Raw genomic sequence first — 13,525 nt, forward strand, 5'->3', positions numbered from 1 at the left:
GGTCGCCGCGCTTATTTGGGCGGCAGGTATTCTACAACTTCCAGGTCGAAACCGGATATCGCGTTGAACTTCATCGGCGCGCTCATCAGGCGCATCTTGCGCACGCCGAGGTCACGCAGGATCTGCGAACCGGCACCGACCGTGCTGTAGGTGCTCGGCATCTTGCTGGTGGTGGCGCCGTCCGCTTCGCGGATATGCGCCAGTACCTCGTCGCCGCCCAGCGAATGGCCGAGCAGCAACACCACGCCGCTGCCGGCCTCGGCCACTTCGGTCATCGCCGCGCGCAGGCTCCAGCGCCCCGGCTGGCGCACCATCAGCAGGTCGCGCATGGGGTCCATGTTGTGCACGCGCACCAGGGTCGGTTCTTCGGCACAGATGGTGCCCAGGGTCACGGCCATGTGCACGTCGCCTTCCACCGAGTCGCGGTAGGTCACCAGGTTGAACTGGCCCACTTCGCTGTCCAGCGGCTGCTCGGTGATGCGCTGCACGGTGCGCTCGTGGAGCATGCGGTAGTGGATCAGGTCGGCGATGGTGCCGATCTTGATGCCGTGCTTGGCGGCGAATTCTTCCAGCTCCGGGCGACGGGCCATGGTGCCGTCGTCGTTCATGATCTCGCAGATCACCCCGCTCGGCTCGAAGCCGCCCATGCGCGCCAGATCGCAGGCCGCCTCGGTATGGCCGGCACGGGCCAGCACGCCGCCGGGCTGGGCCATCAGCGGGAAGATGTGGCCAGGGCTGACGATGTCTTCGGCCACCGCGTGCCTGGCCGCAGCGGCCTGCACGGTACGCGCGCGGTCGGCAGCGGAAATGCCGGTAGTGACGCCTTCGGCTGCCTCGATGGATACGGTGAACTTGGTGCCGAAGCCGGAGCCGTTGCGCGGCGCCATCAGCGGCAGCTTGAGGGTTTCGCAGCGTTCGCGGGTCATCGGCATGCAGATCAGGCCGCGGGCGAAGCGGGCCATGAAATTGATGTGCTCGGCGGTCACGCATTCGGAGGCGATGATCAGGTCGCCTTCGTTCTCGCGGTCTTCGTCATCCATGAGAATGACCATCTTGCCGGCGCGGATGTCCTCGACCAGTTCTTCGATACTGTTGAGTGCCATGGTGGCGGTGTCCTTAATGCTTCAGATAGCCGTGTTCGGCGAGAAAACCTTCGGTCAGCCCGGAGCTGCTCGGCTCGGCGGCCTTGTCACCGAGCAGCAGGCGCTCCAGGTAACGGGCCAGCAGGTCGACCTCGAGGTTGACGCGACGCCCGGGGCGGTAATCGGCCATGATGGTTTCGGCCAGGGTGTGCGGCACGATGGTCAGCTCGAACTCGGCGCCGTCGACGGCATTGACCGTCAGGCTGGTGCCATCGACGGTGATCGAGCCCTTGTGGGCGATGTACTTGGCCAGCTCGCGCGGCGCGCGCACCTTGAACTGGATGGCGCGGGCGTTCTCCTCGCGGGAGACGATCTCGCCAACGCCGTCGACGTGCCCGCTGACCAGATGGCCACCGAGGCGCGTGGTCGGCGTCAGGGCCTTTTCCAGATTGACCCGGCTGCCACTCTTCAGGTCGATGAAGGCGGTACGCGCCAGGGTTTCCCGGCTGACGTCGGCCCAGAAGCCGTCACCCGGCAGTTCGACGGCGGTCAGGCACACGCCGTTGACCGCGATGCTGTCGCCCAGCACGACGTCGCCCAGATCCAGTTTGCCGGTCTTCACGTAGACCCGCACATCACCGCCCTTGGGCGTGATGGCGGCGATGCTGCCGATGGATGCGATGATTCCGGTGAACATGAGAACTCCTCGTCAGACCGGCAATTCTTTGAGTTTGCGCAGCGTGTCGGCACAAGTGCGCGCCGCTTCGGCGCCCTTGACCAGAAAATGCTCGCGGAAGAACGTCTGGTGTTCTTCGCCGGCATGGAAATGATGGGGCGTGAGCACCGCCGAGAACACCGGCACGTCGGTGTCTAGCTGCACCTGCATCAGGCCCTCGATCACCGCCTGGGCGACGAACTCGTGGCGGTAGATACCACCATCGACCACCAGCCCGGCAGCGACGATGCCGGCGTAGCGGCCACTCTTGGCCAGGCGCTTGGCGTGCAGGGGGATTTCGAAGGCGCCGCCGACTTCGAAGCAATCGATTTCGCTGGCCGCGTAACCCTGGCGCTGCATTTCTTCGATGAAGGCATGGCGCGACTGATCGACGATTTCGCGGTGCCAGCAGGCCTGCACGAAGGCGACCCGACGTACGTTGTTAGAGATGGACATGTTCGACTCCTGTTTATGGTTAAAACAGGGCAGCTTGGATCGATAGGGATGGTACGGACATGCAGCAGCACGAGGGCTGCCTGACCAGGCAATCCCGCTCTCTCTTCATCCGGACTATACCGTCGGCCCCGGAATCGCACCGGGTCTGCTCGTCCCCGGGCGGCTGGTGCCGTACCGGGCGCTCGCGGGCTAGGTAGAACCTGAGTTTAGATCTCGCGAGCTAGCGCCAGACAAGGCGAAATTGGGCGAGGGCGCGGAGTTTACAGGCTGTAAATGAGCAGCCCGAGCCCAATTTCAACGCCGTATGGCCGACGCGCAGCAGATCTAAAACAGGTTCTTGGCACCATTACCGCCGGTGGGGAATTACACCCCGCCCTGAGAACGTGTGGCTGCTTGTCGCAGCCGACAGGCGTTTTACCACACTTGCTGCGCCAGCGCACGGCGGCTCTGCCCAAGAGCCTGTTCACGATCTTCGTGCCGGGCTTTAGTTATTTGACTGCAGCGTGGCGCAAGCGGCCGTTATCCGATCCATTGTGGGAGCTGCGACCTCGCGGCGAATCGCTCAGGCACCGCCGAAATAGGCAGTCAGGCTGCAATCGTTTCGCCCCGAGGTCGGTGCTCCCACAGGTTGGTTTGAGTGTCTGCTTCTGCCTTGTAGCTGCCCGTGCACATGCCCAGAAAGATCGACAACGGACTCCAGCCGATGCGCATTCAGCTCGCGCGATCGGGCACGGCGATGATGCGCCAGTCGTCACCCACGGCGCGCATGTCGACGATCTTCAGGGCTGGCGCTTCGGCCATGCGCGCCAGCGGCAGGTCGAGCAGCGGCCGCGCGCTGGAGCCGAGGAACTTGGGCGCGACGAACAGTTGGTACTCGTCGACCAGCCCCAGCCGGGCAAAGGCGCCGGCCAGTTTCGGCCCGGCCTCGACCAGCACTTCGTTGGCGCCACGCGAGGCCAGCTCCAGCAGCAACTTACGCAGATCGACATGGCCGTTGCTGCCGGGCATGGCCAGCAGTTCGTGGCCGTCATCCAGATAACGGCAGCGCGAGGTGGCCGCCGCGCAGGTGGCGACCAGCGCCGGGCCAGCCTGGAAGAATGGAGCGCTGAGCGGCACCCGCAGGCGCCCGTCGACCAGCACGCGCAGCGGCGGCCGCGCCTGGGCCAGGGCAGTCAGCTCGGCGCCCAGGCCCAGTTCGTCCGGGCGCACGGTCAGGCGCGCACCATCGGCCAGCAGCGTATCGGCGCCACTGAGCACCACGCTGGAGCGCGCACGCAGGCGCTGCACCGCGGCACGCGCCGCCGGCCCAGTGATCCATTGGCTTTCGCCACTGGCCATGGCGGTGCGCCCGTCCAGGCTCATCGCCAATTTCACGCGCACCAGCGGCAGGCCGCTTTCCATGCGCTTGATGAAGCCCGCGTTCAGCGCTCGCGCCTCGGCCTCCAGCACGCCGCCCTGCACGGAAATACCGGCATTCATCAGGCGCAGCAGACCGCGTCCGGCTACTTGCGGATTGGGGTCCTGCATGGCCGCCACGACCCGGGAGATGCCGGCGGCCATCAGCGCATCGGCGCACGGCGGCGTACGGCCATGATGGCTGCACGGCTCCAGCGTGACGTAGGCAGTGGCGCCGCGAGCCTTGTCGCCGGCCTGGCGCAACGCGTGTACCTCGGCGTGGGGTTCGCCGGCCTTGGCGTGCCAGCCTTCGCCGACGATCTTGTCGTCACGCACGATCACGCAGCCGACACGGGGATTGGGATGAGTGGAATACAGGCCCTTGCGCGCCAGCTCGAGGGCCCGCGCCATGAATGCGTGATCGTTGCTGCTCATCTCAGTCCTGGTTCGGCTCGCGGGAAAGGCGGTCGATTTCCTCACGGAATTCGTTGAGGTCCTGGAAGCGGCGGTATACCGAGGCGAAACGAATGTAGGCCACCTCGTCGAGCTTCTGCAGCTCGGTCATCACCAGCTCACCGAGCACCAGCGACTTGACCTCGCGCTCGCCGGTGGCGCGTAGCCGGTGCTTGATGTGGGCGATGGCCGCTTCCAGCCGCTCGACGCTGACCGGACGCTTTTCCAGCGCACGCTGCATGCCGGCCCGCAGCTTGTCCTCGTCGAAAGGCTGGCGGCTGCCGTCCTGCTTGATCAGACGCGGCATCACCAGCTCGGCGGTCTCGAAGGTGGTGAAGCGCTCGCCACAGGCCAGGCATTCGCGGCGACGGCGCACCTGATCACCTTCGGCGACCAGACGCGAATCGATGACTTTGGTGTCGTTGGCGGAGCAGAACGGGCAATGCATGGCTGGAACGGTCGCAGGCGAGAAAGCCCGCATGGTAGCGCATCCACGCCGCCCGGCGCCAAGCGCGCGGATGCAGGCCGCGCTTTCCTTTGCATTCACCGCCGGCTATGGCGAGAATCCGGGCATTGCCCGTCTGTCAGGATCATCCGATGCCATTGCGCCCGCTTGCCCCGCTCTGCCTAGTCGCCCTGCTCGCCGCCTGCGCCGGGGAAACGCCGCCACCCGCTCCACCCGCCCCACCAGCGGTCGAGAGCGAGCAACCGGCGCCGACGCCGGCTCATCTGCGCGAACTCACCGGCACCCTGCTCGACGTGCCCGCCGGCGCCGATGTGGAGCTGGCCCTGCTGACCATCAGCGACCGCGGTCTGCCGCACAAGCTGCTTGGCAACATCCAGTTGCGTGGCACCGGCGCGCCCCTGCCGTTTCGCCTGCAGTTCAACCCGGAGAATTTCCATCAGGGCATTCGCGTCGAGCTACGTGGCCGTGTGCATCAATCCGGCAAGCTGGTGCTGCACATGCCGAGCCAGCTGATCCGCGAGCCGCAAAGCCAGGCCCTCGGCGAAGTCCGCGTGACCCCGGCGCTGTGACGCCACCGCCAGACCTGCAGGCCGCTCTGGGCGAACTGCTCGGCGATGCTCGGCTGACCGCTACAACTCTGCCAGGCACTGACCTGCGCCTGTGGCTGATCGACCCGGCGAACATGGATCGCTGCTTCAGCCCCGAGGAAACCCGGCGCATTCTCGAAGAACCGCCGTACTGGTGCTTCTGCTGGGCCAGTGGCCTGGTGCTGGTCGACTGGCTGGCGCGCCACCCCGAGTGGGTGCGAGGCAAGCGAGTGCTCGACCTCGGCACCGGCTCCGGCGTGGCCGCCATCGCCGCCGCCCGAGCGGGCGCTGCCCAGGTAGTGGCCTGCGACCTGGATCCCCTGGCGCTGGCGGCCTGCCGCGCCAACGCGGCGCTCAATGGCGTGGGATTGGCCTATTCGAGCGACCTGTACAGCGAACCCCGCGACTACGACCTGGCGATCGTCGCCGACGTGCTCTACGACCGCAGCAACCTGCCGCTGCTCGACCGGGTGCTCGAGCACGCCCGCGAGGTACTGGTGGCCGATTCCCGGGTACGCGACTTCAGCCACCCGCGCTACCGGCGCATCGCCGGGCTGGAGGGCTGCACCTGGCCCGACCTGGCAGAGCCGGAAACCTTCCGCCACGTCAGCCTGTATCACGGGGCCTTGTAGCCTTGCGGCGGCGCCCACATTTATAGTCACACCACTTTTCGCGCGGACAGAGACCGACCATGAGCGACACCCCCTACATCTTCGATATCAATGGCGCCGCCCAGTTCGAGCAACTGGTGATCGAGAACTCGTTCAACAAGCCGGTGCTCGTCGACTTCTGGGCCGAATGGTGCGCACCCTGCAAGGCGCTGATGCCGGTACTGGCGCAGATCACCGAGGGCTACGCGGGCGAGCTGCTGCTGGCCAAGGTCAACTGCGACGTCGAGCAGGACATCGTCGCGCGCTTCGGCATTCGCAGCCTGCCGACCGTGGTGCTGTTCAAGAACGGCCAGCCGGTCGACGGCTTCCAGGGTGCCCAGCCGGAGTCGGCGATTCGCGCCCTGCTGCAGCCCCATGTCGCCGAGCCACCGGCGCCCCAGGCCGACCTGATGGAAGTGGCCCAGGCGGCCTTCGCCGACGGCCGCATCGGTGAAGCCGAAGCCGCGCTCAAGGAATTGCTGACGGAAAACAACGAGAACGCCGCCGCGCTGATTCTCTACGCCCGCTGCGTGGCCGAACGGGGTGAACTGAACGAGGCCGAGCAGGTGCTGGGTGCCGTGAAAGGTGATGAGCACAAGCAGGCACTCGCCGGTGCCCGCGCGCAGATCACCTTCCTGCGCCAGGCCGCCGACCTGCCGGACGCCGCCACCCTGAAAAGCCGCCTGGCGCAGAACGGCGAGGACGACGAAGCGGCTTATCAGCTGGCCATCCAGCAACTCGCCCGCCAGCAATACGAGCCGGCGCTGGACGGCCTGCTGAAGTTGTTCGTGCGCAATCGCAATTACGCCGACGGCCTGCCGCACAAGACCCTGCTGCAAGTGTTCGACCTGCTCGGCAACGACAATCCGCTGGTCACCACCTACCGCCGCCGGGTCTACCAGGCGTTGTATTGAGTCTTTTAACCGTGCCCCGCTGATATAGCCTGGCGTTTAGCGCAGCGATACCCAGGGCACCTATCAGCACGTAGCCTGGGTGAGAGCCATTTTCCCGGATATCGCTGCGCTCAACCGCGGGCTACGGATGCAGCCCGTGCCGTGCGTGAACACGGTACTTGCCGCCTCAACCCGAGGCCTCTGGCTGCCCAACCCAGCAATAAACCGGCGCATCGGCGCCGGTTTCCATGCGCACCTGATCACAATGGCGCAGGCGAACCAGCAGGCGCTTGCCCGCCACTTCACCGCCGGCCAGCGCAGCCAGTTGCGCCATGAGCTGCGGCCCCTCGATACGCCCTGCACGGCGTAACAACTCCAGCACCGTCTGCCACTGGCCATCCTGATCCGCCTGGGCCGGGGCTGACGCCACCGTCGTCGGCACCTGCGCTGCAGGCACCGTCACCGCCCCTGCCAGCTGCGCCCAATCCTGCGGATCCAGTTCCACCGTCAGGTCCACCGGCCAATCGCCGATCCGCCCGCGAATACGCACCATGCCTACCTCCACCTAATCGATGCGCCATGCTCCCACGGGCGGGCAGGCAAACCAAGCCGCTCTACCACCACGCATAAATTTGTTATAACGTATCAATCCATTCCAGCACTCACCCGACCGGAGCTTCCCATGCGCCACCTGCTGCTCGCCCTGCCCTTCGCCCTGTTGCCCCTGGCTGCTGCCCAGGCCCACGACCATGAACACGGTAGCCTCGGCAAACACGAACACGGCGTCGCCACGCTGAACGTGGCACTGGAAGGCAGCACTCTGGAAATCGAGCTGGAAAGCCCGGCCATGAACATCGTCGGCTTCGAGCATGCCGCTACCAGCGATGCCGACAAGAAAACCGTCGCCGCCGCCCGCGCACTGCTTGAAAAGCCCCTGGCCCTGTTCGCCCTGCCTGCCGCTGCCGGCTGCAGCCTGAACGAACACGAAGTACGCAGCCCGCTGTTCGGCAACGCCGACCACGACCACGACCACGACCACGACCACGACCACGACCACGACGAGCATGCTGACGGCGACGACCATCACCATGAACATAGCGATATCGATGCCGACTACAACTTCACCTGCAAACAGCCGGGTGAGCTGAAGACCCTCGACCTGTCGGCGTTCTACAAGCAATTCCCTGCCACCCAGAAGATCAACGTGCAACTGATCGGCCCGAGCGGCCAGCAGGGCGTCGAGTCGACCCCGGCCAACCCGCGCCTGACATTCTGACCGACCACGCAGATGCCGCCACAAGGCGGCATCTGCCGTTACACACGTTCGGCAACACCCTCTGGCTCAGCATTTCGTGGCCATGACTGGCACACTTGCTGCCTTTCCCTCCAGCGCCAGCAGTCCCCATGACCACAGCACTGATCGAACTCACTGACCTCGGCTTCGCCTGGCCCGGCCAGGACGAGCTTCTGGACATCCCCCATTTTCACCTGCAACGCGGCGAGACCCTGTTTCTCAAGGGCCCCAGCGGCAGCGGCAAGACCACCCTGCTCGGCCTGCTCGGCGGCGTACAGAAACCTGGCCGCGGCACCATTCGCCTGCTGGGCGAAGACCTCGCCACGCTCTCGGCGGCGCGTCGGGATCGCTTTCGCGTCGACCACACCGGCTACATCTTCCAACAGTTCAACCTGCTGCCATTCCTGAGCGTGCGCGACAACGTCGAGCTGCCGTGCCGCTTTTCCCGCCTGCGGGCCGAGCGCGCCGCCCAGCGCTACGGCAGCGTCGACCAGGCCGCCGGCAAGCTGCTGGAGCACCTGGGGCTGCGCCCGGAATTGCTCGAACGGCGCGCCGACTCGCTGTCCATCGGCCAGCAACAACGCGTCGCCGCCGCCCGCGCGCTGATCGGCCAACCGGAGCTGGTGATCGCCGACGAGCCGACTTCGGCGCTGGATGCCGATGCCCGTCAGGCGTTCCTCGAGCTGCTGTTCGGCGAATGCCGCGACGTCGGCGCCAGCCTGTTGTTCGTCAGCCATGACCAAAGCCTGGCCGCACTGTTCGACCGCAGCCTGTCGCTGGGTGAACTCAACCGCGCCAGCAAACCCCAGGAGGTCTGAGGTGTTCCTGTTACGACTCGCCCTGGCCAGCCTGGCCAACCGCCGTTTTACCGCCCTGCTCACGGTATTCGCCATCGCCCTGTCGGTGTGCCTGCTGCTCGCGGTGGAGCGGGTGCGCACCGAAGCGCGTGCCAGCTTCGCCAACACCATCAGCGGCACCGACCTGATCGTCGGCGCCCGCTCCGGCAGCGTCAACCTGCTGCTCTACTCGGTGTTCCGCATCGGCAACGCCACCAACAACATCCGCTGGGACAGCTTCGAGAAACTCGCCGCGCATCGCCAGGTCGACTGGGCGATCCCCATTTCCCTGGGCGACTCGCACCGCGGCTATCGGGTGATGGGCACCAACGAGGGCTACTTCGACCATTACCATTACGGCCGCGGGCAATCCCTTCAGCTGGCCCAGGGCGAGCGCTTTCACGACCTGTTCGACGTGGTGCTCGGCGCCGAGGTGGCCGAGGCGCTGAACTACAAGCTCGGCGACAAACTGGTGCTGTCCCACGGTGTGGCGACGGTCAGCCTGCAGCAGCACGACGACAAGCCGTTCGTGGTCAGCGGAATTCTGGCCCGTACCGGCACCCCGGTGGATCGCACCCTGCACATTTCCCTGGAAGGCATGGAAGCGCTGCACGTCGACTGGCAGAACGGCGTACCCGCCCGCGGCGCCGGCAAGGTCAGCGCCGAACAGGCGCGGCACATGGATCTGCAGCCCAAGGCGATCACCGCGGCGATGCTCGGCCTGAAGAGCAAGATCGCCACCTTCGCCGTGCAGCGCGAGGTCAACGAATATCGCGGCGAGCCGTTGCTGGCGATTCTCCCCGGTGTCGCCCTGCAGGAGCTGTGGAGCCTGATGGGCACGGCGGAAAAGGCGCTGTTCGTGGTCTCGCTGTTCGTGGTGCTGACCGGGCTGATCGGCATGCTCACGGCGATTCTCACCAGCCTCAACGAGCGTCGCCGGGAGATGGCCATCCTCCGTTCGGTCGGCGCGCGGCCCTGGCACGTCGCCAGCCTGCTGGTTCTCGAGGCGTTCTCACTGGCGGTGGCTGGCGTGGTGGCCGGCACGGCGCTGCTGTATGCCGGCATCGCCGGTGCGCAAGGCTACGTGCAGGCCAACTATGGCCTGTATTTGCCGCTCAGCGCACCAACGCCCTATGAGTGGACACTGCTTGGCGCTATTCTGGCGGCCGCCCTGCTGATGGGCTGCGTGCCGGCCTGGCGCGCGTATCGGCAGTCGTTAGCGGATGGGCTCTCCATTCGACTGTGACTGAACGAAGCCGGGCCAATCAGCCCGGCTTCGTTTTCCAACCCGAAGGTAGTGTCATGCGTCGCGCCCTGCTTACCGCTCTGCTCCTCACCCTGACCTCACCGCTCTGGGCTGCCGAATTGCGTACTCTGAACTGGCAGGAACTGATCCCCAAGGACGCACCGCCACAGGTGCCGCAGATGACGCCGATGCACGACATGTCGCAGTTGGGCGATGCCTTGTCCGAGGGCGGCGCGGCCTCGTTGCAGCAGTTCCCATCGGCGCCGGTGGTCAAGGAGATGGACGGCCAGAACGTCAAGATCCCCGGCTACATCGTACCGCTGGACGTCACCGAAGAAGGCCGCGTGACCGAGTTCCTGCTGGTGCCCTACTTCGGCGCCTGCATCCATGTGCCGCCACCGCCGTCCAACCAGATCATCCACGTCAACACCGAACTGGGCGTGCTGCTCGACGCGCTGTACCAGCCCTTCTGGGTCGAAGGCCCGCTCAAGGTCGAGCACAGCAGCAGCGAACTGGCCGAGGTCGGCTATCAGCTGGCGGCGGACAAAATCTATCCCTACGAACTACCGGCCAATTAGGGTCTGTTGACGCTTCAGCACGGGCCCGGCCCTACGGGTTGCGCTGAAGCATCGACAGACCCTGCATCGCGACAAACCGTCGCACCCTTGCTTAGCCAGCTATTGAGCTGAGTCAACAGGCGCTTCACCCAGCGCCTTACCCTGACGCCATCCGAGATGATTCGAATGACCGTTAGGAGCTCACCATGTACAAGTCGCTGTTCTCTGCCTCGCTGATCGCCCTGGCGCTGGCGGCCCCCGTTGCCCAGGCGCACCAGGCCGGTGACATCCTCGTGCGCGCCGGCGCCATCACCGTCAACCCCGAGGCGGACAGCTCCTCGGTCAAGGTCGACCGCGGCGGCCTGGCGGGCACCGACCTGGGCGGCAAGGCGACCATGAGCAGCGACACCCAGCTAGGCCTGAACTTCGCCTACATGCTGACCGACCACCTGGGCGTCGAACTGCTCGCCGCCACGCCGTTCGAGCATGACGTGAAGATCAAGGGCACCGTGCTGGACGCCGCCAACGGCAAGCTCGGTACCCTCAAGCACCTGCCGCCGACCCTGAGCCTGGTGTACTACCCGCTCGACGCCAAGTCGGCCTTCCAGCCCTACGTCGGCGGCGGCATCAACTACACCTGGATCTACGACGAACACGTGGGCAGCGGCGCCTCGTCAGCCGGTTTCGACAACTTCCGCGCCAAGAACTCCTGGGGCCTGGCCTGGCAGATCGGTGCCGACTACATGCTCACCGACAACCTGATGATCAACGCCCAGGCTCGCTACATCGACATCGACACCACCGCCTATGTGGACAACACCGCCCTGGGCGTGCGCGCCAAAGTCGACGTGGATGTCGATCCGTTCGTGTACATGGTGGGGCTGGGTTACAAGTTCTAAGGACAGCTGGAGACAGCTAGAAGGAGTGGGCTGACAGCGATCTGCTTTTTGTGGGGCCATGCACGCTCCCACAGGAACAGCGTTTAGTCCGCTGGCCACTCGAACGCAAAAAGCCGGCATTGCCGGCTTTTTGCTGCCCGGCGATTAGCGCCTCAGCTATTAAGCAACGCCGCCAGCCCATCACGCAGCGACGTCTGCGTCGGCAGCCGGTACTCGTTCGCCAGGCGGCCATTGTCGGCACGGGAATGGCGGATATCGCCGGCTCGCGCGTCCAGATGCGTCACCGGCGGCAGGCAGCCGAGCAGCTCACCGATCTGCGTCAGCAACTGTTTGAGGCTTACCGACTCGTTCCAACCGACGTTCACCGCGCCGGCAGGCGGCTGCCCGGCGTCCAGCGCCTGCAGCAGCAGTGCGACCAGATCGGCGACATAGAAGAAATCCCGGGTCTGCTCGCCGTCACCGAACACGCTGATCGGCAGGCCTTGCTGGGCGCGCTGGGTGAAGATACTGATCACCCCCGAATATGGCGAGGACGGATCCTGGCGTGGGCCGAACACGTTGAAGAAACGAAAAATCGCCGGCTCCAGTCCATGCTGCCGCGCGTAGAACTCCAGGTAGTGCTCGCTGGCCAGCTTGTCCGACGCGTAAGGCGTCAAAGGTGCCTTGGCGGTGGCTTCGTCGATGGCCACGCCTTCGCCATTGTTGCCATACACCGCGGCGCTGGAAGCGAACACCACGCGACGCACGCCGTGCTCGCGCATGGCTTCGCAAATGTTCAGGGTGCCGATGAAGTTGCTCTGGTGGGTGCTGACCGGATCGTCCACCGAGGCCTGTACCGAGGCCACGGCTGCCAGGTGCACCACGGCGCTGCAACCGGCCACCGCGCGGCTGACCAGCGCGGCATCGGCTACGTCGCCTTCGATGAAGGTCAGGCGAGCATCATCGAGCGGCAGGTTACTCAGCTTGCCCATGGACAGGTTGTCCAGCACGCGCACGCTGTGCCCACGCGCCAGCAGGGCGTCGACCAGGTTGGAGCCGATGAAGCCGGCACCGCCGGTGACGAGAACAGGTTGATCAGACATGGCGGTAATAGTGCTCCAGCAGGCTCGGTAGGCCGGCACGCCAGGCGCGCGGCTTGACGCCGAAGGTGTGAAGGATCTTCTTGCACGCGAGTACGCCGTGCTGCGGCTCTTCCGAGGCATCGCCCCTGGCGGCGTGGGCCTGCCCGCAGATCTCTTCCAGCAGGTTCTGGCGCAGGTGCCGGGCCTCGCTGAGCATCGCCTGGCCCAGCGCCAACGCCGTGGTCGCCTCGTGGCCGCCGTAATGATAGGTGCCCCACAGCGGCGCGGCGCAGTCGAGCTGCTTGAGGACGGCGAGAATCACTCGCGCGGCATCGTCCACCGGCGTCGGGTTGCCACGTCGGTCGTCGGCCAGGTACAGCGCCTTGTCACGCTCGGCGCGCACCAGAAAGCGTGCCAGCAGGCCGTCCGGGCTGTCATCGAGGATCCAGCCGAAGCGCAGCAGCACATGACGCGGGCACAAGGCGCGCACGCTCTGCTCCATGCGCACCAGCACCTGGCCGCGCATGCTCAGCGGCTGGGTTTCGTCCTTCTCGTTGTAGGCGGTCGCCCGGGCGCCATCGAACACCCGGTAACTGGACGGCTGCAGCAGGCGAATATCGTGATGCTGGCAGAGCTCGGCCAGGCGCTCGACGGCACGCTCCTGAGCGGCGAAACGCTCTTCGCTGACCTTGGAGGCCTGAAACCAGTCGAAATAATAGGCGAGGTTGATCACCGCATCAGGGCGGGTATCGTCGACCAACTGAGTGAGGCTGGCGGCATCCCAACCCTGGGCCGGCGGGCGCGGGGCGAGGAAACCGATATCTTCTTCGGCCCCCAGGCGAATCAACGCCCGACCCAGCGTACTGCCACCACCCAGCAACAACAGGCGCATGCGCATAACGAAACTAGAAGCTCCACAATCAGATTTGAGCCGA

The 13,525-nt window shown here is 65.7% G+C and carries 16 protein-coding genes and 1 riboswitch; of the genes, 8 read left to right on the forward strand and 8 right to left on the reverse strand.

Going from position 1 to position 13,525, the window contains the following annotated elements; genetic code table 11:
- Window positions 1-11 precede the first annotated feature (11 nt).
- The 5 genes from ribBA to nrdR all read right to left on the reverse strand — a co-directional run bounded on the left by ribBA (window position 12) and on the right by nrdR (window position 4,549).
- On the reverse strand, window positions 12-1,103 hold the full coding sequence (ribBA, locus tag BVH06_RS21025; protein ID WP_075931539.1) for a bifunctional 3,4-dihydroxy-2-butanone-4-phosphate synthase/GTP cyclohydrolase II: 1,092 nt from the start codon (window positions 1,101-1,103) through the stop codon (window positions 12-14).
- A 13-nt stretch (window positions 1,104-1,116) separates the two neighbouring features.
- Window positions 1,117-1,779, reverse strand: a complete 663-nt coding sequence (locus BVH06_RS21030; protein WP_075935372.1) for a riboflavin synthase — start codon at window positions 1,777-1,779, stop codon at window positions 1,117-1,119.
- A 12-nt stretch (window positions 1,780-1,791) separates the two neighbouring features.
- Window positions 1,792-2,253 (reverse strand): 6,7-dimethyl-8-ribityllumazine synthase, encoded by a 462-nt coding sequence (locus tag BVH06_RS21035; RefSeq protein ID WP_075931537.1) that lies wholly within the window; start codon window positions 2,251-2,253, stop codon window positions 1,792-1,794.
- A 92-nt stretch (window positions 2,254-2,345) separates the two neighbouring features.
- Window positions 2,346-2,640: riboswitch (FMN riboswitch) on the reverse strand.
- A 324-nt stretch (window positions 2,641-2,964) separates the two neighbouring features.
- A complete protein-coding gene (ribD, locus tag BVH06_RS21040) occupies window positions 2,965-4,083 on the reverse strand; it encodes a bifunctional diaminohydroxyphosphoribosylaminopyrimidine deaminase/5-amino-6-(5-phosphoribosylamino)uracil reductase RibD (RefSeq protein ID WP_075935374.1) in 1,119 nt (372 codons plus the stop codon).
- A 1-nt stretch (window position 4,084) separates the two neighbouring features.
- A complete protein-coding gene (gene nrdR, locus BVH06_RS21045; protein ID WP_013789794.1) occupies window positions 4,085-4,549 on the reverse strand; it encodes a transcriptional regulator NrdR in 465 nt (154 codons plus the stop codon).
- Between the two features lie 149 nt (window positions 4,550-4,698).
- Here nrdR and BVH06_RS21050 point away from each other — a divergent pair, with 149 nt between their 5' ends.
- Genes BVH06_RS21050 through trxA form a run of 3 tightly spaced genes read left to right on the forward strand, consistent with a single transcriptional unit; the run spans window position 4,699 to window position 6,718 of the window.
- The gene (locus BVH06_RS21050) at window positions 4,699-5,136 is read left to right on the forward strand and encodes a YbaY family lipoprotein (RefSeq protein WP_075931535.1); all 438 of its coding nucleotides are present in this window, start codon (window positions 4,699-4,701) and stop codon (window positions 5,134-5,136) included.
- Window positions 5,133-5,786: a 50S ribosomal protein L11 methyltransferase gene (locus tag BVH06_RS21055; RefSeq protein WP_075935375.1), complete on the forward strand. Its 654-nt coding sequence runs from the start codon at window positions 5,133-5,135 to the stop codon at window positions 5,784-5,786. The genes BVH06_RS21050 and BVH06_RS21055 overlap by 4 nt, the downstream gene beginning before the upstream one ends.
- A gap of 59 nt (window positions 5,787-5,845) precedes the next feature.
- Complete coding sequence (trxA, locus tag BVH06_RS21060) at window positions 5,846-6,718, forward strand: thioredoxin (protein WP_075935376.1); 873 nt, start codon at window positions 5,846-5,848, stop codon at window positions 6,716-6,718.
- A gap of 166 nt (window positions 6,719-6,884) precedes the next feature.
- Here the strand turns inward: trxA and BVH06_RS21065 are convergent, their stop codons facing one another.
- A complete protein-coding gene (locus BVH06_RS21065) occupies window positions 6,885-7,250 on the reverse strand; it encodes a hypothetical protein (protein WP_075935377.1) in 366 nt (121 codons plus the stop codon).
- A 129-nt stretch (window positions 7,251-7,379) separates the two neighbouring features.
- Here BVH06_RS21065 and BVH06_RS21070 point away from each other — a divergent pair, with 129 nt between their 5' ends.
- From BVH06_RS21070 to BVH06_RS21090, 5 genes are all read left to right on the forward strand, one after another.
- Complete coding sequence (locus BVH06_RS21070) at window positions 7,380-7,973, forward strand: DUF2796 domain-containing protein (protein WP_075935378.1); 594 nt, start codon at window positions 7,380-7,382, stop codon at window positions 7,971-7,973.
- 128 nt (window positions 7,974-8,101) lie between these two features.
- On the forward strand, window positions 8,102-8,809 hold the full coding sequence (locus BVH06_RS21075; protein WP_027904598.1) for an ABC transporter ATP-binding protein: 708 nt from the start codon (window positions 8,102-8,104) through the stop codon (window positions 8,807-8,809).
- A 1-nt stretch (window position 8,810) separates the two neighbouring features.
- The gene (locus BVH06_RS21080; RefSeq protein WP_075931529.1) at window positions 8,811-10,073 is read left to right on the forward strand and encodes an ABC transporter permease; all 1,263 of its coding nucleotides are present in this window, start codon (window positions 8,811-8,813) and stop codon (window positions 10,071-10,073) included.
- Window positions 10,074-10,129: 56 nt separating this feature from the next.
- Window positions 10,130-10,651 carry a DUF3299 domain-containing protein gene (locus BVH06_RS21085; RefSeq protein WP_075935379.1) on the forward strand — a complete coding sequence of 174 codons (522 nt, stop codon included), beginning with the start codon at window positions 10,130-10,132 and terminating at the stop codon, window positions 10,649-10,651.
- Window positions 10,652-10,836: 185 nt separating this feature from the next.
- On the forward strand, window positions 10,837-11,529 hold the full coding sequence (locus tag BVH06_RS21090) for an OmpW family protein (RefSeq protein WP_075931527.1): 693 nt from the start codon (window positions 10,837-10,839) through the stop codon (window positions 11,527-11,529).
- A gap of 152 nt (window positions 11,530-11,681) precedes the next feature.
- On the opposite strand, the gene BVH06_RS21095 is transcribed toward BVH06_RS21090, so the two are convergent.
- On the reverse strand, window positions 11,682-12,611 hold the full coding sequence (locus tag BVH06_RS21095) for an NAD-dependent epimerase/dehydratase family protein (protein WP_075935380.1): 930 nt from the start codon (window positions 12,609-12,611) through the stop codon (window positions 11,682-11,684).
- Window positions 12,604-13,488, reverse strand: coding sequence for a sugar nucleotide-binding protein (locus BVH06_RS21100; protein ID WP_075931525.1), 885 nt, complete (start codon window positions 13,486-13,488; stop codon window positions 12,604-12,606). The genes BVH06_RS21095 and BVH06_RS21100 overlap by 8 nt, the downstream gene beginning before the upstream one ends.
- Window positions 13,489-13,525 lie beyond the last annotated feature (37 nt).

This window comes from Pseudomonas sp. PA27(2017) (genome assembly GCF_001945445.1).
GTDB lineage: Bacteria > Pseudomonadota > Gammaproteobacteria > Pseudomonadales > Pseudomonadaceae > Aquipseudomonas.

Coding starts and splice junctions, on each gene's coding strand:
- BVH06_RS21065 (WP_075935377.1), bottom strand. CDS start 7,250: ATGGTGCGTATTCGCGGGCGGATCGGCGATTGGCCGGTGGACCTGACG.
- trxA (WP_075935376.1), top strand. CDS start 5,846: ATGAGCGACACCCCCTACATCTTCGATATCAATGGCGCCGCCCAGTTC.
- BVH06_RS21070 (WP_075935378.1), top strand. CDS start 7,380: ATGCGCCACCTGCTGCTCGCCCTGCCCTTCGCCCTGTTGCCCCTGGCT.
- nrdR (WP_013789794.1), bottom strand. CDS start 4,549: ATGCATTGCCCGTTCTGCTCCGCCAACGACACCAAAGTCATCGATTCG.
- BVH06_RS21085 (WP_075935379.1), top strand. CDS start 10,130: ATGCGTCGCGCCCTGCTTACCGCTCTGCTCCTCACCCTGACCTCACCG.
- BVH06_RS21030 (WP_075935372.1), bottom strand. CDS start 1,779: ATGTTCACCGGAATCATCGCATCCATCGGCAGCATCGCCGCCATCACG.
- ribBA (WP_075931539.1), bottom strand. CDS start 1,103: ATGGCACTCAACAGTATCGAAGAACTGGTCGAGGACATCCGCGCCGGC.
- BVH06_RS21100 (WP_075931525.1), bottom strand. CDS start 13,488: ATGCGCATGCGCCTGTTGTTGCTGGGTGGTGGCAGTACGCTGGGTCGG.
- BVH06_RS21050 (WP_075931535.1), top strand. CDS start 4,699: ATGCCATTGCGCCCGCTTGCCCCGCTCTGCCTAGTCGCCCTGCTCGCC.
- ribD (WP_075935374.1), bottom strand. CDS start 4,083: ATGAGCAGCAACGATCACGCATTCATGGCGCGGGCCCTCGAGCTGGCG.
- BVH06_RS21035 (WP_075931537.1), bottom strand. CDS start 2,253: ATGTCCATCTCTAACAACGTACGTCGGGTCGCCTTCGTGCAGGCCTGC.
- BVH06_RS21090 (WP_075931527.1), top strand. CDS start 10,837: ATGTACAAGTCGCTGTTCTCTGCCTCGCTGATCGCCCTGGCGCTGGCG.
- BVH06_RS21095 (WP_075935380.1), bottom strand. CDS start 12,611: ATGTCTGATCAACCTGTTCTCGTCACCGGCGGTGCCGGCTTCATCGGC.
- BVH06_RS21075 (WP_027904598.1), top strand. CDS start 8,102: ATGACCACAGCACTGATCGAACTCACTGACCTCGGCTTCGCCTGGCCC.